This window comes from Sphingobacterium lumbrici (genome assembly GCF_006476045.1).
Taxonomy (GTDB): Bacteria; Bacteroidota; Bacteroidia; order Sphingobacteriales; family Sphingobacteriaceae; genus Sphingobacterium; species Sphingobacterium lumbrici.
This window is the reverse complement of record NZ_SRZY01000002.1, coordinates 1-22170: the sequence shown is the minus strand read 5'-3', so window position 1 is coordinate 22170 and position 22170 is coordinate 1. Positions and strand designations below refer to the sequence as shown.

16 protein-coding genes are annotated in these 22170 nt (G+C 38.5%); 8 read left to right on the top strand and 8 right to left on the bottom strand.

Features of this window, described 5'->3' with window-relative positions; genetic code table 11:
• The first annotated feature begins 50 nt into the window (after positions 1–50).
• Positions 51–3227, top strand: a complete 3177-nt coding sequence (locus tag E4F24_RS00455; protein ID WP_140936640.1) for an efflux RND transporter permease subunit — start codon at positions 51–53, stop codon at positions 3225–3227.
• A gap of 79 nt (positions 3228–3306) precedes the next feature.
• Here the strand turns inward: E4F24_RS00455 and purL are convergent, their stop codons facing one another.
• Entirely contained in the window at positions 3307–6981 is a 3675-nt protein-coding gene (purL, locus tag E4F24_RS00450) for a phosphoribosylformylglycinamidine synthase (RefSeq protein WP_140936639.1), read from the bottom strand.
• Between the two features lie 142 nt (positions 6982–7123).
• On the opposite strand from purL, the gene pheT reads away from it, so the two are divergent.
• From pheT to rny, 4 genes are all read left to right on the top strand, one after another.
• Entirely contained in the window at positions 7124–9520 is a 2397-nt protein-coding gene (gene pheT, locus E4F24_RS00445) for a phenylalanine--tRNA ligase subunit beta (RefSeq protein ID WP_140936638.1), read from the top strand.
• A 34-nt stretch (positions 9521–9554) separates the two neighbouring features.
• Positions 9555–9863, top strand: coding sequence for a hypothetical protein (locus tag E4F24_RS00440; protein ID WP_140936637.1), 309 nt, complete (start codon positions 9555–9557; stop codon positions 9861–9863).
• Positions 9864–9918: 55 nt separating this feature from the next.
• Entirely contained in the window at positions 9919–10209 is a 291-nt protein-coding gene (locus tag E4F24_RS00435; RefSeq protein ID WP_140936636.1) for a cell division protein ZapA, read from the top strand.
• A gap of 425 nt (positions 10210–10634) precedes the next feature.
• Complete coding sequence (rny, locus tag E4F24_RS00430; protein WP_140936635.1) at positions 10635–12194, top strand: ribonuclease Y; 1560 nt, start codon at positions 10635–10637, stop codon at positions 12192–12194.
• 1168 nt (positions 12195–13362) lie between these two features.
• Here rny and E4F24_RS00425 read toward each other — a convergent pair.
• From E4F24_RS00425 to E4F24_RS00405, 5 genes are all read right to left on the bottom strand, one after another.
• Positions 13363–13785 (bottom strand): hypothetical protein, encoded by a 423-nt coding sequence (locus E4F24_RS00425; RefSeq protein WP_140936634.1) that lies wholly within the window; start codon positions 13783–13785, stop codon positions 13363–13365.
• An 81-nt stretch (positions 13786–13866) separates the two neighbouring features.
• The gene (locus E4F24_RS00420; RefSeq protein WP_216629104.1) at positions 13867–15246 is read right to left on the bottom strand and encodes an AAA family ATPase; all 1380 of its coding nucleotides are present in this window, start codon (positions 15244–15246) and stop codon (positions 13867–13869) included.
• A 52-nt stretch (positions 15247–15298) separates the two neighbouring features.
• Positions 15299–16165, bottom strand: a complete 867-nt coding sequence (locus tag E4F24_RS00415; RefSeq protein WP_140936633.1) for a CFI-box-CTERM domain-containing protein — start codon at positions 16163–16165, stop codon at positions 15299–15301.
• 66 nt (positions 16166–16231) lie between these two features.
• A complete protein-coding gene (locus E4F24_RS00410) occupies positions 16232–16789 on the bottom strand; it encodes a hypothetical protein (RefSeq protein ID WP_140936632.1) in 558 nt (185 codons plus the stop codon).
• Positions 16790–17090: 301 nt separating this feature from the next.
• Entirely contained in the window at positions 17091–17318 is a 228-nt protein-coding gene (locus E4F24_RS00405) for a hypothetical protein (protein WP_140936631.1), read from the bottom strand.
• A gap of 135 nt (positions 17319–17453) precedes the next feature.
• On the opposite strand from E4F24_RS00405, the gene E4F24_RS00400 reads away from it, so the two are divergent.
• The 3 genes from E4F24_RS00400 to E4F24_RS00390 all read left to right on the top strand — a co-directional run bounded on the left by E4F24_RS00400 (position 17454) and on the right by E4F24_RS00390 (position 19961).
• Positions 17454–17696 carry a helix-turn-helix domain-containing protein gene (locus E4F24_RS00400; RefSeq protein WP_140936630.1) on the top strand — a complete coding sequence of 81 codons (243 nt, stop codon included), beginning with the start codon at positions 17454–17456 and terminating at the stop codon, positions 17694–17696.
• 122 nt (positions 17697–17818) lie between these two features.
• Positions 17819–18403 (top strand): hypothetical protein, encoded by a 585-nt coding sequence (locus E4F24_RS00395; protein WP_140936629.1) that lies wholly within the window; start codon positions 17819–17821, stop codon positions 18401–18403.
• Positions 18384–19961, top strand: a complete 1578-nt coding sequence (locus tag E4F24_RS00390) for a serine/threonine-protein kinase (protein WP_140936628.1) — start codon at positions 18384–18386, stop codon at positions 19959–19961. Before E4F24_RS00395 ends, E4F24_RS00390 begins: the two co-directional genes overlap by 20 nt.
• Before the next feature lie 486 nt (positions 19962–20447).
• Here E4F24_RS00390 and E4F24_RS00385 read toward each other — a convergent pair whose 3' ends face one another.
• On the bottom strand, positions 20448–20678 hold the full coding sequence (locus E4F24_RS00385; RefSeq protein ID WP_140936627.1) for a hypothetical protein: 231 nt from the start codon (positions 20676–20678) through the stop codon (positions 20448–20450).
• A 202-nt stretch (positions 20679–20880) separates the two neighbouring features.
• Positions 20881–22020: an outer membrane beta-barrel family protein gene (locus E4F24_RS00380; protein WP_262708986.1), complete on the bottom strand. Its 1140-nt coding sequence runs from the start codon at positions 22018–22020 to the stop codon at positions 20881–20883.
• Positions 22021–22170 lie beyond the last annotated feature (150 nt).

Sequence of the window (22170 nt, the reverse complement as noted above, 5' to 3'; positions counted from 1 at the left end):
CAGCATGAATGCCTTTGGAAACAGATACAAATGAATAAATAAATATACAGATGAAAATTTCAGAAATATCAATAAAACGACCAAGTTTGATCATTGTGATGTTTATCATTTTGACACTTGGCGGTTTATTCTCCTATACACAGTTGGGATATGAGTTGATTCCAAAGTTTGATATCAATGTGATTACCATCCAAACGGTATATCCAGGCGCTTCACCTACGGAAATAGAGAATACCGTTACAAAAAAAATAGAGGATGCCGTTTCGTCGTTGGAAATGGTTAAGAAAATAGAATCCACCTCTTTGGAGAATGTGTCTATCGTGATGGTTACCCTTAATGATGGAGCAGATGTGAATTTCCTGTTGACGGATGCACAACGTAAAATCAATTCTATTTTAAACGATTTACCAGATGATGTGGATCCTCCAACATTAAATAAGTTTTCGTTAGACGATGTTGCAATTATGAGTCTTGCGGTAACGTCTAACTTGACAGAGAAGGAACTTTACGATCTATTGGATAAAAAAATACAACCCGTTTTCGCTCGTGTTAACGGTGTCGCTAAGGTAGATATGGTAGGGGGTGAAGAGCGTGAGATCCAGGTAAAAGTAGATCCGGAGAGATTAGAAGGCTACGGATTATCCATTACCCAGATCCAGCAAGTAATCGCATCCTCCAACTTAGATTTTCCGACAGGAAGTGTCTCTTCTCGCGAAAAGCGTACGACTATCCGTCTGGCCGGTAAAGTGGGATCTGTTGAAGAATTACGAAATTTGCCGTTGAATACATCTACGGGGGCTACTGTGTTTTTACGTGATGTAGCAGATATACAAGATGGTATTGCTGAAGTGAATAAAATTGCACGTCTGGATCGTCAAAATACGATATTATTGCAGGTATTTAAGCAATCGGATGCCAATGCCGTAGCGGTTTCTGAATTGGTTAAAAATACAATCTCCGAAGTAGAAACCGATTATAAGGATAATAATATTAAAGTATTGGTGGCGAATGATTCAAGCGAATATACCTTGAATGCAGCTAATCACGTGATGAAAGATTTGATATTGGCCATTGTATTGGTCGGTTTTATTATGCTTTTTTTCCTTCATAGCTTACGCAATGCTGCGTTTACGATGGTAGCGATACCGTTGTCGTTGATCTCGACATTTATTGGGTTATTTATGATGGGATATACCCTTAACTTGATGTCTTTGCTTGGACTTTCCCTGGTAGTAGGTATCCTGGTGGATGATGCTATTGTGGTGATCGAGAATATACACAGACACATGGAAATGGGTAAAAACAGGGTACGTGCAGCTTTTGATGGTGCTAAGGAGATCGGTTTTACAGTCACGGCTATTACTTTGGTGATTGTCGTTGTATTCCTGCCTATTGCAATGTCAACAGGTTTAGTGGCTAATATCTTGACTCAATTTTGTGTGACTGTTATTATTTCAACGATGTTGTCATTATTGGTTTCTTTTACGGTTGTTCCCTGGTTGTATTCTCGGTTTGGAAGGTTAGAGCATATCAATCCAAAGTCTTTATTCGGAGGAATAATTGTAAGCTTTGAAAGAGGACTAACGAAATTTACCAATTGGGTATCCAATATTTTAAAATGGTCGCTCCGCACACGAGTGAATAAATTATTGACACTTTTCTTAGCGATCGTTTTATTCTTTGGCTCGATTATGTTAGTTGGAATGGGGTATATTGGATCTGACTTCTTCCCGGCGAATGACAAAGGAGAATTCCTTGTACAATTGGAATTGGAAAAAGACGCATCTTTAGAAACGACAAATTTACTTACACAGCGGGCAGAGCGTTTTATTTCGGCTAAGCCGGAGATTAAACGGTTGATTACCTCGGTGGGGCAATCCAGTGACGGCGGTTTCTCAGCCGTATCAGGTTCCCGGTATAAATCCGAAATTCATGTCGTTATGAAGGATGAATACATTGGAATAGAAAATTCGAAAGTGTATTCTGCAAAATTGAAGCGTGAATTAGAGCATGAACTGATCGGCGCTAAGGTTAAGACCGTAAATATGGGTTTGATGGGAGCAGAACAGGCTCCGATCATGCTGACCATTATTGGATCTTCGTCGGAGGATGCATTGGAATTTGCAAACAAAGCAGCTGATCTGTTAAGGGAAGTACCAGGTTCTTCGCAGGTGAAATTGTCTTCGGAAGATGGTAATCCGGAAATTAATGTCAAAGTAGACCGCGAGAAGATGACTTCCCTGGGCCTGAATGTAGCGACCGTAGGTATGACAATGCAGACTGCTTTTTCGGGGAATACCGATAATAAATTCCGAGCCGGAGATAACGAATACGATATCAATATCCAATTTGACGACAAAGGTCGTACAGGGATAGATGATGTGAGAACCCTTAAATTTATTAATAGTCAAGGTACCGCTATTTCCCTGGAGCAATTTGCGGAGGTAGGTTATGGGTCAGGTCCTACTTTGTTGGAGCGTCGTGACAAATCGCCTGCGGTATCCGTAAAGGGTCAAGTGATTGGTCGTCCTGCGGGTACCGTAGCGCAGGAATGGGAAGCGAAGTTCCAGGAATTAGAACGTAAGCCCGGTGTTGCATACCTGTGGGGCGGTAATATGGAAAATCAGTCTGAAGGATTTGGTACGTTAGGTATTGCCCTGCTGGCATCTATTATTTTGGTTTACTTAGTTATGGTCTCCCTATATGACAACTTTGTAACTCCCTTTGTCGTATTGTTCTCCATACCGTTGTCGTTTATTGGTGCTTTATTATTGTTGGCATTGACGAATCAGTCGTTGAATATCTTTACCATATTGGGTATCATCATGTTGATTGGTTTGGTGGCGAAGAATGCGATTTTACTGGTAGACTTTGCTAACCATCGAAAAGATGCCGGTGATAACACACACGATGCTTTGGTGGCTGCAAACCATGCGCGTCTTCGTCCGATCTTGATGACAACTATTGCGATGGTGTTTGGTATGATTCCTATTGCAATGGCTACAGGTGGTATTGCTGATACGAACAGAGGTTTGGCTATTGTTATTATCGGTGGTCTGTTGTCTTCGTTATTGCTGACACTTGTTGTTGTCCCTGTCGTATATTCTATTTTTGATAGTCTGGGAAGACGCTTTGGCGGAAAAGAAAAGCTAAATTATGCAGAGATGATCGTTGCCGACTACGAAGAAAATGAGGACTACGTAGACGAAATGGCGGTGAAGCATTAATCGTTATTAAATCATAAAAGCAAAAATCCCGGGATTGATTATCGTCCCGGGATTTTTTGTATGTATATATTTTTACGTCTTACCTGCTTTGATTTTCAATCCATTTTCTGGCATTGACGAATGCCTCTAACCAAGGAGTGACTTCATCTTGTCGGCCTTGCGGATAGTTTGCCCAGTTCCACTGAAAAGTAGAGCGTTCAATGTGAGGCATGGTTACTAAGTGACGGCCTGTAGCATCGCATAGCATCGCGGTATTGTAATCTGAACCATTCGGGTTGTGCGGATACTGATCGTAAGCGTATTTCGCTACAATATGGTATTGTGATTCTTCTTTTGGAAGGTTGAACTTTCCTTCTCCGTGCGAAATCCATACACCGAGTGTAGCACCCGCTAAAGTCGATAACATGACCGAATCGTTTTCTTGGATAGTAACCGAAGAAAAGTTTGATTCGTGCTTTTGAGATATATTGTGGTGCATTTTGCCATGTACATCGTGCTCAGGATTGATTAATTCCAGTTCCATGAACAGCTGACAACCATTACATATTCCTACCGAAAGTGTATCCGGGCGTTTGAAGAAATTATCTAATGCCGTTTTTGCTTTGTCGTTGTAGAGGAAAGCTCCCGCCCAACCTTTGGCCGAACCCAGTACATCCGAGTTGGAGAAACCGCCCACAGCACCAATGAACTGAATGTCTTCCAATGTCTCACGACCTGAAATTAAATCCGTCATGTGTACATCCTTCACATCAAATCCGGCCAAGAACATGGCATTTGCCATTTCGCGTTCCGAATTCGAACCTTTCTCCCGTATAATAGCTGCTTTGGGACGAGGTTTTGTCTCATCAATGACAGGCTTTATACCGGTAAAATGATTAGGGAACGTATATTTCAGCGGTTGGTTTTTGTAATTGTTGTAACGTTCCGCTGCCGTACCGTTCTTAGATTGCTTTTGATCCAAAAGGAAGGATGTCTTATACCAGATGTCGCGCATTTCAACAACATTAAACGTAAAGCGGTCCGTGTTGTTTTTTAACGTGATTTCAGTACCTTCGATAGCCTGACCGATTTTTGTAAAGTTGATGTTTGCCGCCGTTAAAACTTTTTCGAAAGCAGTATCTTCTTTTGCTTGTAGTACAACAGCGATATTCTCGTTGAATAGTGCTTTTACTGTATCGGCTTCATTCAATCCCGACAGATCATAATTAGCCGCTACATTCACATCTGCAAAAGTCATCTCTAACAGAGTCGTAATCAGACCACCGGAACCTACATCATGCCCTGCTTCGATCAGGTTCTGGTTGATTAAATCCTGGATGGTATTAAACGCTGTTTTGAAATAAGCACCATCCTGAATAGTCGGCACTTCTTTTCCGATCTTATTTAAGATCTGGGCAAAGGACGAACCACCTAATTTGAAACTATCTTTTGATAGGTTGATGTAATAAATCGAACCCGCATTTTTATTCAGGACAGGTTCTACAACCTTATTAATATCTATACAGTTACCGGCAGCGGAGACGATTAATGTTCCCGGAGCGATCACATGTTCGCCGTTAGGGTATTTCTGCTTCATCGAAAGCGAATCTTTCCCTGTAGGAATATTGATCCCCAATTCGATAGCGAAATCCGAACAGGCTTTTACAGCCTTGTACAGGCGCGCATCTTCCCCTTCGTTGTTACATGCCCACATCCAGTTAGCCGAGAGCGATACACCCGCTAAACCATTTTTGATAGGAGCGAAGACCAGGTTGGATAAAGCTTCTGCAATAGCCGTTCTACTTGCCGCAGCAGAATCTACGATAGCTGCCACCGGTGAGTGCCCTACTGTTGTCGCTATACCTTCTTTGCCTTTGAAGTCCAACGCCATTACACCGACATTGTTCAATGGCAATTGCAACGGGCCGACACATTGTTGTTTTGCGACACGGCCACCTACACAACGGTCCACTTTATTAGTCAACCAATCTTTGGAAGCAACAGCTTCCAATTGTAAAACCTGTTGTAAGTAGGTAGGGATACTTTCTGTGGAATATTCCAAATCAGCGTAATTCCGGACTACCGTAGTGTCTTTCATGTATGTTTTTGGAGAGGATCCGAAGAAGTCTTCCAACGCATAGTCCATGGGTTTTTCACCCGTGGTTTTCGATTTAAATGTAAAACGGTGATCCCCCGTTACGTCACCCACCGTGTACATAGGAGCACGTTCGCGATCAGCAACGCGTTTTAAAGTCTCGATATCTTTGTCGGCAATAACCAATCCCATACGCTCTTGCGATTCGTTACCGATAATCTCCTTAGCCGAAAGGGTAGGGTCACCCACAGGTAGGGCATCCAGATCGATCAGACCGCCCGTGTCTTCTACTAATTCTGAAAGACAGTTTAAGTGGCCACCGGCACCGTGGTCGTGGATGGATACAATGGGATTGCTGTCTGATTCGACCATTCCCCGTACGGCGTTGGCCGCACGTTTTTGCATTTCGGGGTTAGAACGTTGGATCGCATTTAATTCAATACCGGAACCAAAAGCACCTGTATCGGCTGATGATACAGCGGCACCACCCATACCGATACGGTAATTTTCTCCACCCAGAATAACGATTTTATCACCTGTTTGAGGGGTGTGTTTTTTTGCCTGATCCAGTTTGCCATAACCGACACCGCCGGCCTGCATGATGACCTTATCATAGCCTAATTTACGCGCATCCTCTTCATGTTCGAACGTTAAAACGGAACCCGTAATCAACGGCTGGCCAAATTTATTACCAAAATCTGAAGCACCATTGGATGCTTTGATGAGGATGTCCATCGGCGTTTGGTACAACCAGTCGCGTTCTTCCATCGCCTTTTCCCAAGGACGATCTGCTTCCAGTCGGGAATACGAGGTCATGTATATTGCCGTACCCGCCAAAGGCAAAGCACCCTGGCCACCTGCGAGGCGGTCACGGATTTCTCCTCCGGAACCCGTAGCTGCACCTGAAAATGGTTCAACGGTCGTCGGGAAGTTGTGTGTTTCTGCTTTTACGGACAGCACAGATTCGAATTCCTTTTCTTCGTAAAAGTCAGGCTTGTCTGCCGATTTGGGTGCGAATTGAACGACGCGGGGTCCTTTTACAAAAGCAACATTATCCTTATACGCTGATATAATATCATTAGGGTTAGTTTCGGAAGTTTTCTTAATCAATTTGAACAAAGAAGTCGGCTGTTCTTCCCCGTCGATAATAAACGTTCCGTTGAATATTTTGTGACGGCAGTGTTCAGAATTAGCTTGTGAAAATGCGAAAACCTCCGAATCAGTCAGCTTGCGGCCGAGTTTAGTCGATAGGTTGTCTAAATACTGCACCTCTTCCCGATTCAGCGCCAAGCCTTCCTGTTTGTTATACGCATCAATATCATCGATTTCCAAGATGGGTTCCGGATTGATATGAATGGTGTACATGTCTTGTGTTAAGGCTGTGTACTTCTGCGAAATCATAGGATCGAATTCGTTAAAGTTTTCATCCACCTGCTGAAATTCTTCAATTCGGACGATACCCTTAATGCCCATGTTTTGTGTTATTTCCACGGCATTGGTACTCCAAGGGGTGATCATTGCTGCACGGGGCCCTACGTAGTGGTTATTTAACGTATGGTCGTCTAGTTTTTTAGCGTTTCCAAAAAGCCAATTGAGTTTGTTAATGTCTTCTTGTGATAAAGAGTTTACACTTTGAACACCGTATATGGTGTTCGATGGGTTCTCAAAGAATTGAATCATTATTTTCGTATGTTTTGAACGTTCTTCAAATTAAAGTACAAAGTTACGTATTATTTTAATAATTGTAGTGCAAATCGTTTAGGGTCGTGCTGAATAAATTCGCTACAAAATCCTATCTTTGTACCTTTAAAATCACAGATAAATGAATATTTCTTACAATTGGCTTAAGAATTACGTAAATATAGATAAGACACCGCAGGAACTGTCGTTGATTTTGACGGATATCGGACTAGAGGTGGAAGCTGTTGAAACGGTACAATCTATCCCGGGAGGTTTGGACGGATTAGTTGTCGGAGAGGTGATTACATGCGAACAACATCCCAATGCGGATAAATTGAAAGTAACTACCGTGAATGTAGGTGCTTCAGAATTGCGGCATATCGTGTGTGGAGCTCCCAACGTAAGGGTAGGTCTTAAGGTGATCGTTGCGCAAGTAGGTACGATTTGCCATCCTACAACCGGAGAACCTTTTAAAATAACGAAATCAAAAATCAGGGGCGAAGTATCAGAAGGTATGCTTTGCGGTGAAGATGAAATAGGTCTGGGAACTTCTCATGCCGGTATTGTGGAACTGGATGCGGATGCGCAGATTGGCTCATTGGTGAAAGATTATTACCAGATTCAGGACGATTATAGATTTGAAATCGGCCTCACACCTAATCGTGCAGATGCGGCTTCACATTTAGGCGTTGCGCGTGATCTGGCAGCATATTTTCGTAGTACATATACCTTGCCTGATGTAACTGCTTTCAACGAAAAGGAAAATTCCGATGCTACAGGTGTAACTGTAGCAGACAGCACAGCATGTCCTCGTTATTCGGGGATCAATATCGCTGGTGTAAAAGTAGGGGAATCACCCGAATGGTTAAAAGAGAAATTAAATGTGATAGGCATCCGTTCGATCAATAACATTGTGGATGTCACCAATTATGTATTGCACGATCTGGGGCAACCTCTACACGCGTTTGATAAAGATAAGATTGCAGGAAACAAAGTCATTGTCCGCTTAGCAAGCGAAGGTGAATTGTTTACGACCTTAGATGGGGTAGAACGCAAGCTGTCATCGGAAGATTTAGTCATTGCAGATGCTGAAAAAGCGATGTGCTTAGCTGGTGTCTTTGGCGGTGCACATTCCGGGGTGACCGAAGAGACCACTGATATATTCTTGGAATCGGCATATTTCAATTCAGTGTCTATTCGGAAGAGCTCCAAACGGCATAGCTTAAAAACGGATTCCTCCTTCCGGTTTGAACGCGGAACAGATCCTAACATAACAGTATATGCACTTCAACGTGCAGCTTTATTGATACAGGAAGTAGCCGGTGGGCAAATTGACGCTGCCATTACCGATATTTACCCGTCTAAGGTAGATGCGTTTACATTTGACGTAAGTTACAAAAACGTGCAACGCCTGATCGGTAAAGATATCCCGGCTCCGGAGATTAAGGCTATTATACTGGCCTTGGGCATAGAAATTTCGAACGAAGATGCCGATACGATCACCGTTCATGTACCGGCATATAAAGTGGATGTAACCCGCGAAGTGGATGTAATAGAAGAAGTGTTGCGTATTTACGGCTACAACAATATCGAGCTGAAACCGCAGATTAAAGCTTCCTTGAATACTTCCGAAAAACCGGATAAAGAAGTGGTGCTTAATCAGGTTGCCGATCTTTTGATTGCCAATGGATACCGCGAGATTTTATCCAATTCCCTGACAAAAGGAGCTTATTCAGACGATGAACACACCGCCGTGAAGTTGCTTAATCCGTTGAGTACGGATTTGGATACGATGCGTCAAAACATGATCTTTTCGGTGTTAACGGCCATAGAATACAATCAGAAACGTAAATCTTCGGATATCAAGTTCTTTGAATACGGCAAGACGTATCATCTTTTGGAAGAAGGGTACCAGGAAAAGCAGCATTTGGTACTGGGGATTGCTGGTAAAAAGATGCCTGAACAGTGGAACAATGAATCGAAAGTAAATAATTTTTATAACCTAAAAGCTGCGGTAGATGTTCTTCTGCAGCGTTTAAAGATAGATAATCTTCAACTTGTAGAAACGACCAATCCGCATTTTGCTTATGGTCTGGATTACCTAAAAGGGCAAAAGGTATTGGTATCGTTAGGAGCTGTTGCGGCGGGAACATTGGCGAAGGTAGATGTTGACGGGGCTGTATTTTTTGCGGATTTTGATTGGGATCTGGTATTAAAAACCATTCGCAAGAATACGATTACGTACAAAGAGGTTTCGAAGTTTCCATCCGTACGTCGGGATTTAGCATTGTTGATAGATGATGAGGTTACTTTTGAGCAGCTTAAAAACATCGCTATTAAATCGGAACGCAAACTTTTGAAGGATGTAAACATATTTGATGTGTACAAAGGTGAAAAGTTGCCGGAAGGCAAAAAGTCTTACGCATTGAGTTTTACCATTCAGGATGAAGAAAAAACACTTAATGACAAACAAATTGATAGTATAATTAAAAAATTAATTCTTAACTTTGAGAAAGAGACTGGTGCGGTAGTGCGTTAGTTGAGAGATATAAATATTAATTGCGAAATAATATATGGCATCATTATCATCACAAATGAATATTATCGTTGAGAAAACGAAAAATTTAATTCAAATGTGTGAAGCCTTACAAGAAGAGAATGACCTGCTGAAATTAGAACTACAATCTGTGCAAGTTGCTTTTGAGACGAGTTCGGATAAAGTTCAACAGCTTGAAGATAAGCTAAAAGTGATGACAGTAGCAAAATCCTTGGAAGAGTCTGATATAGATAAAGTAGCTATAAATGAAAAAACACTTGACACAAAGCAAAAAATTAACGATTTTGTGCGAGAAATAGACAAATGTATAAACTTACTGAAGTAGTTGGGTAGGTAAGAGTATAAGGATATAAGTTTATTACGTTATTAAGCTCAAGAAAATGGGAGATATTTCCATAAAAATAAATATCGCAGATCGGGTGTATCCTTTACGGGTAGAAACGGAAGAAGAGGAGGTGATACGTCACGCTGCGAAATTGATAAATGAAAAAATAAAGGAATTGCAGGATAGTTATGCAGTTCGTGATAAGCAGGATTTGCTTTCTATGTGCGTATTGCAGTATGCTACAGGTATGATTAAAGCTGAGCGTAATGCAAAAAATCAAGACATAGGTCTGGAACAGACGATTCATGAACTGGATAATTTATTAACAGATTTCTTTAAAAAATAAGATCGTTCTTTATAGAGCTGTTTAACGACGAATTTGCCGCAATTAAATTCGGGTTGTCACTATTTTAAACTTAACGCTTCAATATCACGAGCAACAAAAAGATATAGGCCATTTTGCGAAAGCCATCTAGGTCATAATCATACGCTCAAATCATGTGTAATCGAAGTTTAATAATACATGAAGCCTGTTTAAATTTAATTGCGGTTTTTTTTTAAAAGCAGCTGAGAGATCGTTGCTTTGTCATGCCGAGGTTACGAGGCATCTACAGCCGTGTGATTACCTACACGTCATTAGATCCCTCCGGAAGTCGGGATGACAAAATCCAGAGTCGGAGCCTGCTCCGAGGAATCTCGGGGATGATAAAAGAAGAGGGCATTGGTTTTGAAAAGAAAATTATTAAAAACTAAATATATACAATAAATAAAATGGAGTTATCAACGACAATTTCAATAATAATTTCACTTCTTATTGGCGTTGTTATTGGACGGTATTTATTACAATTACTGTTCAAGAAGCAAGAGCAAGCTGCTAATGGGAAAGCGGAAAGCATTATAAAAGAGGCTGAAAAACATGCCGAACATATTAAGAAGCAACGTCAACTGGAAGCTAAAGAACGGTTTCTTCAACTTAAGGCGGAGCATGAAAAAGAGGTTAATCAACGCAATAATACGGTAGCTCAAAAGGAAAACAGCATCCGTCAAAAAGAACAGTCCATCAATCAAAAACTAGAGACTTTAAATCGGGAAAAACAGGAGTTGGATGCTAAAAGTAAAAAGTTAGATCAACTCGTTGAGGTGAATGAAAAGAAAAGCGAAGAGGTGGATCAATTGAAAAATCAGCATATCCAACAATTGGAAACTATTGCGGGATTGACGGCTGACGAAGCCAAAGAACAATTGGTATCTTCATTACGTGAAGAAGCACGTTCTCAAGCTATTATGCAGATTAAAGATATCGTAGATGAGGCGAAGCTAACGGCTTCTAAAGAAGCTAAGAAAGTAGTTATACAGACTATTCAACGTACGGCTACGGAATCTGCAATTGAAAATACGGTTTCCATTTTTAACATTGAAAATGATGAAATCAAAGGACGTATTATCGGTCGGGAAGGGCGTAATATACGTGCACTCGAAGCCGCTACAGGTGTTGAGATTATCGTAGACGATACGCCTGAGGCTATTATTTTATCGGGATTTGATCCGGTACGTCGCGAGATTGCCCGTCTATCGTTGCATAGATTGGTAACAGATGGTCGTATTCACCCGGCTCGTATTGAAGAGGTGGTTGCCAAAACACGTACGCAGATCGAGGATGAAATCGTCGAAATTGGTGAACGTACTGTCATAGATCTAGGTATACATGGCTTACATCCTGAATTAATCCGTATGGTAGGACGTATGCGTTACCGTTCTTCTTATGGTCAGAACTTATTGCAGCACTCGCGGGAGGTGGCTAACTTCGCGGCAACGATGGCAGCAGAGCTGGGCTTAAACGTGAAAATGGCTAAGCGTGCCGGTCTATTGCACGATATTGGTAAAGTGCCTGACGATAACCCAGAACTACCGCATGCGATATTGGGTATGCAATTGGCCGAGAAATATAAGGAACATCCGGATGTTTGTAACGCTATTGGAGCCCATCACGATGAAATAGAAATGACATCCATGATTTCTCCTGTTGTACAGGCTTGTGATGCTATTTCAGGAGCACGTCCGGGTGCACGCCGCGAAGTTGTTGAAAGTTATATCAAGCGTTTGAAAGAATTAGAAGCATTGGCCTTATCATACCCAGGTGTAGAGAAAACATTCGCTATCCAGGCAGGTCGCGAGTTACGCGTCGTAGTAGAGTCTGAACGGATCAGCGATGCAGCTGCAGAAGTGTTAGCTGCCGATATTTCAAACCGTATACAGACGGAAATGACGTATCCGGGTCAAATTAAAGTAACGGTAATCCGCGAAACAAGATCGGTGTCGTACGCGAAGTAATTCGCTTCTAAACGTTATTTAAGAGGGTATCTTCTATGTTTGTCATAGGAGATGCCTTTTTTTATTTGATTATGTTTAGGGGATGAGGTTAAGGGGGAATAAAAAGGAAGGTTTATTTTAGTCCATTTTTTTTGGTTTGTCCATCGCATTACCTTTCCGTCGTTGCCACGACAGGGCCTTCATTTTTTTCTTGATAAAAAAACGAAGCAAAAAAATCAAGGCTGTATCGTATTTGTCGTTCCGGCGACGCGATGATGCAGTGCGCAGCTCTTAGGCCTCCACCGCTCCGCCCCAAAGCAAAGGCTGAGATCTGCTTGGTTAAGTGCTGATTGTACGCTTCTGCAACACATCATCTGCGGCCTGCACGTCCAAATCCGCTAAGGCCGTCTTTTTTCAATTCAGCTGGAGTATAAAATAATATGTAAGAATAAAGCACTATCCTTACATGCCCGACAAATGTCGCCTTAGCGGGTCGACAATTGCAGGAATGGTGCACCGTCGTGTCGAGCCGGTACAGCGACGAGTTCCTGCCGGCAGGCAGGTTGCTACTTTTGCGGTCAAATATTCATTTTTAACAAATGGTAAGTAATATTGCAGATAGCATTGTTAGATTGGTTTCAGCTTTCTTTTCAGACCATTTATTAACCTATATTTTCATCTAATTTCTGGTAGATTTCAAATAAACTCTTTCGAAAGATATTGGTTTCCAATGTCTTTTTTGTTTTTATAAAAATCAGGAATGTTAAAATATTTTTTTAATTATATTTAAGTTGGATAATCTTGTCTAAAATTTTTAGAGATATAATTATGTCAGTTGCAGTTCGTAAAAATACATTAAAAAATGGGATGTCATCAGTCTACTTTGACATTTACCATCAAGGGAGAACATGATACTATAATCCTACAATTCGTGTTTATACCAACCCTAAAAATCAAATCAAGCGAGAGTATAATAAAGAATCTAGGATCAGAATCGGTATAATCAAAGCCCAAAAAGAATTAGAACTACAAGAGCAGGAAACCAATATTGTTCTCTGTGATAGCTTAAATTTCTCAGAATAAGAGTTTTTCTATAGTTATTTGTCCTCGTTGAGCTTATTTTCCTTGCTTGCTTCTTCATTGCCTTTGGGTATTTATTCCGATGTGTCTACTCCACAAGAATACGCTATCATTTTCCATCCGCTATCTCTCTTTTCAAAAATAGCATAGCCTGTGACATCGTGTCCATAGCCTTTTTATATAGCTGGTGCTTATATAAACCACCGTACCATTGCATTGCATTAATTTCTTCTATTGTTTCGGCTATCTTCATTTTACTTATACCCATCGGCCAGCCCTTTTCATCATCTTCCGAATACATATATGATCTCCCTGAAGTTAGTATATTCCCATTCCAATAGCAATCTTTCGTAGCTTCTACAAATCCACTATAGATTAATTTATATCGTAGGCTTCCGTCCTGATATTCAATACCATCTATTTTTTTGAAATTCACAAAGGCTAAAAATCCATTTGAAGCGATATTGAACTGCGAAACAAGCGTATCATTCAATATTCTTGGTGCATCAGTCTGGATAGAGTTACAACACACAATCAATAAAAAAAAAGAGGGAAAAACATATCAATTTCATATAGTTAAAAATTAATCTACAATGATTTTAAATTCTCTGGTCTACGGTAAATCTTCAATCGTTATTTCCGATAGATGTTCTTCTTCGACATACTGCATTTGAGATATTCTCATAAACTGATTTTGAATAATCTGTTCGTATAGGTTTCTGATATACCTTGCATTGCCAAACTGTTTTCCTTCGGCAAAAATGGCATCGCTGATAGTATATAAGAGCTTATTTTTAGCATCTTCCGCAATGGCAAACTTATTCTTGCTAATAATGTTTATTAAAATTTCCAACAATTCAGAACCACTATAATTTGGAAAATGGAAATATTTATTGAATCTTGATTTTAGACCTGTATTTGAGTTTATAAATTCGGACATCTCATTCTCGTAACCAGCCACAATTACGATTAATCTATCCCTGTTGTCCTCCATGTATTTTAGGATAGTATCAATGGCTTCTTTACCATAATCGTCTTTGCTATTGAGACTGTAGGCCTCGTCAATAAATAGCACACCATCTAATGCCCGGTCTAAAACCTCTTTGGTTTTAATTGCTGTCTGACCAACATAACCAGCAACTAATTGTGACCTATCGGTTTCGACCAAATGACCTTTCTTCAAAAAGCCTAAATTTTTGAAAGCTTTTGATATTAGTCTTGCAATAGTAGTTTTACCTGTACCGGGCGGACCGTAGAAAACTGAATGGAGCGATAATGAAACTAAGGGCAATCCTTTTGATTTTCTTAGTTGATTTACTTTAACAAAATTAATCAGAGATTTTACTTCATTCTTTATTTCGTTTAAGCCAACCAAACTTTCTAATTCATTAAGTGTCGTTTCCAAAGAATCACTAATTTCAGAAGTGCCATTTACCTCAACTTCAATGGTACTATAATCAATCCTCAATAACCTTTTTAGCTCCTCATATTTCTGTTTCTCTAGTTCGGAAATTGAATTATCGATGTTAACGATTAAATTGTAATAGTCCATAAAAAGACTTTCCAGGCTAATGGACAACTTCTTTTTTTGTTCTTCACTAATATTAAGTGTCATGATAAAACAAAGTGATTCGAAAAAGTTAAGCGCATGGGAGGATTCAAAGACACATTGGATGATTGTACTTCGGAGCTCATCTCCAAAATGCCCCCAATTATCAATAACCTTTAAGGACGGCATATCTAATCCGTCTGTAAGCTCAATATACCATACAAAGGCAACAGCAAACTCAAATGGATACTCTTCAAAACTCTTGTAGTTTAAAAGGCTTGTTAGCATGGAGCAACCATCCCTTTTGATTGCTCCAACCAACATATCATGGTCACGTTGACTTAACCCATCCGTATGTTCAGCCCGAAATTGATGTAGAGTTTTGGCTAACTTGTCCGACTTGATAAGGAGTGCTGTTTTATTGGATATTGATCTATTGCTCATCTGTTCTATTCACGGTGAAAATATGGGAGACAACTTCCTTCATCTCTGGTCGTTACTTAATGATTTTTATAAATAGGTCAAGACAGCGTCTAACCACTTTGTTGATTACAGTTTTATGTTCTAATCGCTTTACTAACTTGGGCGAATATTTATAATACATTTCAATGAATTTTATCCCCCAATTTCTTTCCGCCAAATAACCATCTCTAAAATTGCGCAAAAGCATTACCTGTGGATGTTCGTAACTACCGTATGCCATAGTTGCGATGTAGCAACCACTTGCTTTTTTCGGTTCTTCCGGTTGTGGGATATCGGTATCTACATTCATTACTTCTTCTTGTTCTGGGATGGTTTTGGCTTTTATATAATTTGACAGTCTTTCGATTTCAAAATCTTCATCAAAGACAGCATTGTAAAATCCTTTTATAATATTGAGTTCATCTTCCGTAAAAGATCCTTCAAGTTCACCTCTCCCAAACCTAATTGAATAGTCTATTTTATTGGCATTAGCAATCTGAATAAAGTCTGATACAGAAAGAGAGGAAAGATCGCCATATTGCAGATAAGCATTCAGATGTGGATAGTCTCGATAATCTGCCGAGTCTATATTTAATTTAATGGTCTTATTTTCGTCTAACAAAAGGAATATGACAAAATTCTCCACAGCAGGATAGCCATCATTTGTATTACTATAGCCAAATTTAAAATAAAGGGCGTCTCTTTCATCAGCATGTGCGTATGTAATATACAAAGAGAGAGAATGGCTATCATTACTTGTAAGCATAAATCTATTTCGGAGAATAGCGCCTTCCCATTTAAGCTCTTCTTTAGAATTGACACGCTTTACTTTTGTGAATTTGTCATCATCAATTTCAACAAAGTAATCTTTAATTTTTGCCTTTATTTCAGCATTATCCATATTTTGAGTATCTATTTTTAAGGTGTATTTGCTTTACTCCCAAATATTAAGTCCAATGGTTTCAAATCAGTCTTTACTCGACTTGAAATTATTTTGTATATCCAAAACCAATTGGTCATAAAAAGACTTGCCCCATAAATATTTATCAGCATCACGATAGTTCGTCTTTGATGAAATTTCTTTTACTTTTTCGAGATACAGCATATAACCTTCCCACAAACGCTCAAATGTTCTGTCTGCTATTTTAGGAAAATCACCTTGCAATATTTCGCAAATTCTTATATCATAAACTGAAAAATCATCCGGATATAAAACGGATAAAATAGCGGAAGCCATAGGCAATCTAAACTTATACTCTTCTATCAATACGGACAGTTTATCTTTGCTTGAACTTGCTTCATGGATTTTTGAAGTCATAACATCGACTATATGATCTAAGTTATCATCACTGTTCATTTTAAAATCTGCCAACAATCTTTTGGCTATTTTACTTTTAGCCCTGTTCGCTTTCCAGATAACAATACAAAAGAACTGATCGGCAGACAGTTTTTCATTTTCATGAAATGCGTTATGGACATCCGTAAAAAGAAATGTCTCTAAGTCGTAGTATTTTTCGTAATTCATTATTTTTTCTTGGTTTGTATCAGTTGAGTAAATATGACATCGCAGTAATCATAACGATCAAAAAGCAATCACGTGTGCTTTCCTATGGCACCATAGTGAGATACACGATAGTTATGCCAATAGCTTAATAAACAGAAAGTTGATCTATATCTTCGTTGTCCAAAACCCTTTTAAGGTTTGATCCATCTAAGTTGCAAGAGTATAAATGAAAATATTCGTACACAGGAGGACCAACTTCTTGTACGGCTATGAAAAAGATTCTTGGCCCATCAGAAGATAAGGCTATCTCTGCAATACCGTCTTATACACTTGGCAAAGGAATATTCAGTTTCTGTTGACCCGTACCGTTGTAGTTCGCCAACCAGTAATCGCCTTGTGACTTATATGAAATCTTTCCCAATTGCTTCAGTCCTTCATTTTGAAGTAAAGTGTTTTCTGCTTTTACTTCCTTTGAACAGCTGATTTGGAACATTAGACCAGAAGCCGAGAATAAAAATAGCACGATACTACCCAATAATAGTTTTTTCATTTGCTGTCAATTTATTTTTATGCCTACTCTATCTTGTTTTCGGCTTCCCTTGTTTGGTTTATTATTCAAATCTACAAAAACACTTAGTTATATATAAGTGAATTTAGTCGTAAAATTGACTTACTTCGGTTCACGATGAGTACCACAGCATTTAAGTCTGAAATAGAACTCTTTGTGATACGCAAAGTCAAAGAATTCCGTGAGGCCAAAGGAATTTCCCAAGCCCAGCTTGCTCATCTTCTTGATTTCTCGATAGGCTTTATCGGGCAAATCGAAAGCCCAAAATACCCTGCAAAATACAATCTTAACCACATCAACAAATTAGCCGAGATATTTGGCTGTTCGCCTAAGGAATTTCTCCCCGATAGTTCATTGTAATCTTCATGCTCCAAATATGAGGTGTTTTGGGTGAATTTGTAAGGTTCATATTGGTTCATTTCAAACTCCATACCTATAGTGTCATAGGTACTGCTTATATTTAGGCATAAAATTGAATAGGAATGTCGGTTAATTTGTCACAAGTACAATCACTTATTTATGAAATAGAGTTTGTTTCCCATAAAAAGTTTTCTACACCATCTGACTTTCAAGATTTGTCTGTAGGCATTTTCAAAGAAACGAAAGACAGTATCAGTGTATCGACCTTAAAAAGGTTGTGGGGTTATATTCCACGTAGGGAAAAAGTTAGAAAATCCACGTTGGATATCCTCTCAAGATATCTCGGTTATGAAAACTTTGAAGCATTTTGCCAAGTAAGGTCATCAGATATAGAATCAGCTTTTTTATCTAACTCCGTTATTTCAGCATCAGATTTAACGGTAGGAATAGAATTGGAAATAGGATGGTTGCCCAATAGGTTGTGTAGGATAAAATATCAAGGCGACAACAAATTCCTTATTCTGAAAGCAGAATACACACGACTGATATCGGGTACAGTTTTTGAAAGTCCAATAATAGCATTGAACCAACCATTGTTAATGAATATTCTTACAGGTACCTTTACAGAAGAAAAACCTTATGTGATAGGAAAAAAAACAGGTTTAACAATATTAAGAGTATTCGATAATGCCCCATCAAGAAGATGACTACATATCCATTTTGAATAATTCGGGTTTCTTCTCCAAACAGGAAGATGCCATAGCTTTTTCCAATATCTTTGAGGACATTCAGTTTGTTACTGAAAATAAACATAGCCATTGTCTTATCCTAAAAGCAAAAAAGTATGGTAAATGGTACATTATCAAACGACTGAAACCAGAATTTTCTACAAATCCATTCTATATACAATTACTGGAAAAGGAGTTTGATATCGGTTATCAATTGGATCATCCCAATATAGCTCGTGTTTACGATAAGCATTACGATAACAAAGGTCTTTATATTGTGGTTGAATATATAGACGGATTGACGTTAAAACAATTTGCAGAACAAAACGATATTACGGCTAACAATAAAATGTTTATCCGAATTATTAGCCAAATCAACGAAGCTTTATCCTATATTCATTCCAAGCAAATCATTCATAGGGATCTGAAACCCGATAATATATTGATTACGCATAATGGCAATAATATCAAGGTAATAGATTTTGGACTGTCTGATACGGATTATCATTATTTGTTTAAATCGCCAGCAGGAACGAGGAGGTATACTGCACCAGAACAACTAGAAGAACTCCCCTCATCAAACTATAAATCAGATTATTACTCCTTGGGTCTCATTCTGTTAGAAATGCTGACAAACAGTACAGTTTCTTCTAACCTAAAACTGGTGAAATTTCCCTTTAACAAAATAATAGCGGGATGTATTATAAAGGATGTAAATAAACGGTTTGATTATGACCATGTACATACCTTATTGCACAAAAAGAATAGTCGATTATTTATTAGAGGAGTAGTCACTGTTATCATTGCAATCATCGGCATATTATTATTCATCCGCCTGTTCGACTCAAACGAAGATTCACCCATAAAAACCACAGAATTAACGACTATTAATGATCTAAAACCCGTCGGTGATAAAGAGGACAGCCTACATGTCAATCTAAAAACTCCAATCACGCATGAAGCCTCACCATCGACTAACCAAAAGGATATAACAACAGTCAATTTGGAATCACCAAATAACAACAGTAATTCCTTACCCACTAATGAAAGTGTATTAACAATTGATGAGTTGGTTGACGAAAGTTATAATATTGGATACCGGTGGATTGACAGTTTGTTAATCCGCTATCCAGATTTTGACAATACAGAAGATCTACCAGCTATTCCCATACAGTATAATATGTCCCATGCAAGTGCTACGGGACATTGGATTGAATTTATGAAAAAACATAATATAGATACGGATATTGGCATAATGAAGCAAACTGAGCAATCCTTTTTGAAAGGCATGTTAGAAGCCCAGTCTATTTATTTTGAAAAAGCGTTTAAAAGCAATCATCATTTAAAACTGGTGAATTTAGCATCAAGTAACTTTCATCAGTTAGACACGACAGAAAAAATGAAACGTATCATTACCTACTATGGAATGCTAAATAAAATAGCTGTGATCGCAGTTAAAGGAGGAATTGGGTCATCATCATTTACAGATAACATCGTTAAAGCAAATGAATACTGTGAAAACAACATCCGCTTTTAGGATTGGACAATCTTTACTTATTATTGATATATAAGTGATACTTTTAGTATCAAAGTTGATCATTGCTTTTTTAGACCCAAATACATAATCTATTCTTTGGCTCAGCAATAAAGTTTGTACTATCGAACTTTTCAACCCTCAAATGCAGAAAGTTAGAAAATATGGAAAGGTAGGGATAGTAGAGAGAAAAGATATTTCTGTAAAAAAATGACTATTCCGAAAAAGGTTGTGAATTAAATTTTACATTTATAACAAAAAGTCTCGGACTTAATTTACACCGGGGAAGGTAAAAAATAGACATAGTGTATATATAGTAAAAAGAGGTAACTCCTTGATATGAAATATATGTCTACTTTTGCGGTCAAAAGTAGGATGCCTCTCGCCGGCATAGAGGCGAAAAGAAATTAGTATAAATCAAACCTTCCTTTAAAAATTATATTCTAAAAAAAATGCACTTAATTTATGAAACTAATATATAAACAGCTGTTATAGATTAGGCTCCTTCCAAAAACAGTCCCAAACCCTGACCTCTTTTGTCAGTTCTGCCATGTGCTGGATAGCGTAGCTATACGAGGTGTAAAGCTGGTTGTATTGGGCGACGTAATCATCGAACAGGATATGAACCTCTTTGACCTTAATCAGAAATTCCTGTAGGTCTTTGTCAAGCGAAGGAATATCCGCCTGCATGTCCTCATGAAATTGGAAAACCTCGTCCAATACCTTAAAATTGAGCGGATCGATTACATTTCGATCTCTATAATAGTTGTCTGTATGCCGGGTGTAATCATTATCATTACCTACTACAAATATTCCTTCTTAAAATGAGCCTTAAAACCCGTACAATTTTAAATGTCAAAGTCCATTACTTATGAAAATTGAATAGTATGATTTTTCTGATAGTTTTTTATATAAAAAATAATTAGTTAACTCCCTTTTCAGCCTTTTCAATATTTTCGATCTTATCCTCATTTTTAATACCTTTTTTATTCTTTTTAATTGGTTTTTCCAGTTTTCCAAAATTATAACTTAGGTTCAGCGAAAAATTTCTAAAATAATTTTTATAACGATGAGCTTGTGAAAAGTCCGCAGTACGTATTCTATTTTCTACTGTTCGATACTTTTGAAATGGGTTACTTACTGAACCAGATATCGTCAGTTTGTTCTTTAATAACTGTTTACTTGCAGACAATGAAGAATAGACATAACCATTAGAACTTCCCTGAAGGATCACGGTGGGACTATAGTACCCTAAGTTTGCTGATATACGTGCAATTTTTGGTATCGAATAATTTATATACATATATGCATTCCCCTGCATACCATCATTTTCATACATTGCCCCCTGAACACTTCCATTTACATTAACATAAGAAACCGTACCATTTAGCGAAAGGTTTATGGCTTTAGTTAGTGGATAATTAGTGTTCAGGTTTATATCGAAGCGTCTGTCTTTACCAATATTATAGTAGGTAGCATAACTTATGTTCTCCTCTTTAAGCTCAATAACACGCTGAATAGTATTCCTGGCGGATGAATAATTGGTTCCAATATTTACAAACCCTTTTTTAAACCAACTATAACCCAAGGAAAAAGTATGATTTGTTACTGGCGAAAGATCAGGATTTCCCACAAAGTAGAACGTTGGATCTGACTTATTTACAAAAGGGTTCATTAGATTAATATCTGGTCTTTGAATTCTTTGCGTATAACCCAGATTAACACTTGATATGTTCTTGAATTTCTTCAAAAGCTGAAAAGAGGGTATTAAATTGCTGTATCTCTGTTTTATTTCTGTATTAGTAGCATAAAAATTAGCTTTGTTTTCTGTTCCTTCAAATCTGGCTCCCAACGAAATTCCCCAGTCTTTTATTTTCAGATTATATGAGTTGTAGATCGTATAAATATGCTGTTTGTTAAGAAATCTATTGTTCCCATTTTTATTATTACCGTTCTCTTCATTTATAGGAATAAGGGAATTGAAATCACTTTCGCCGTCACGAGTTGTATACTTTCCTCCCAATGACATCTCCATAAGTTTCATAGGGTGAGCATAATCTATCTGGACAATCTTCTCAGTAAGTGAGTATCCGGCCTATCAAGTACATATTTAAATAGTTTTTTATTGGGATTACCTTTGCTTGCATGAATTTGATAGAAAGCAAGCGCGATAAAATGTTGTCCTTAGTCGCCCAATGGCGCCAGAGTGGTC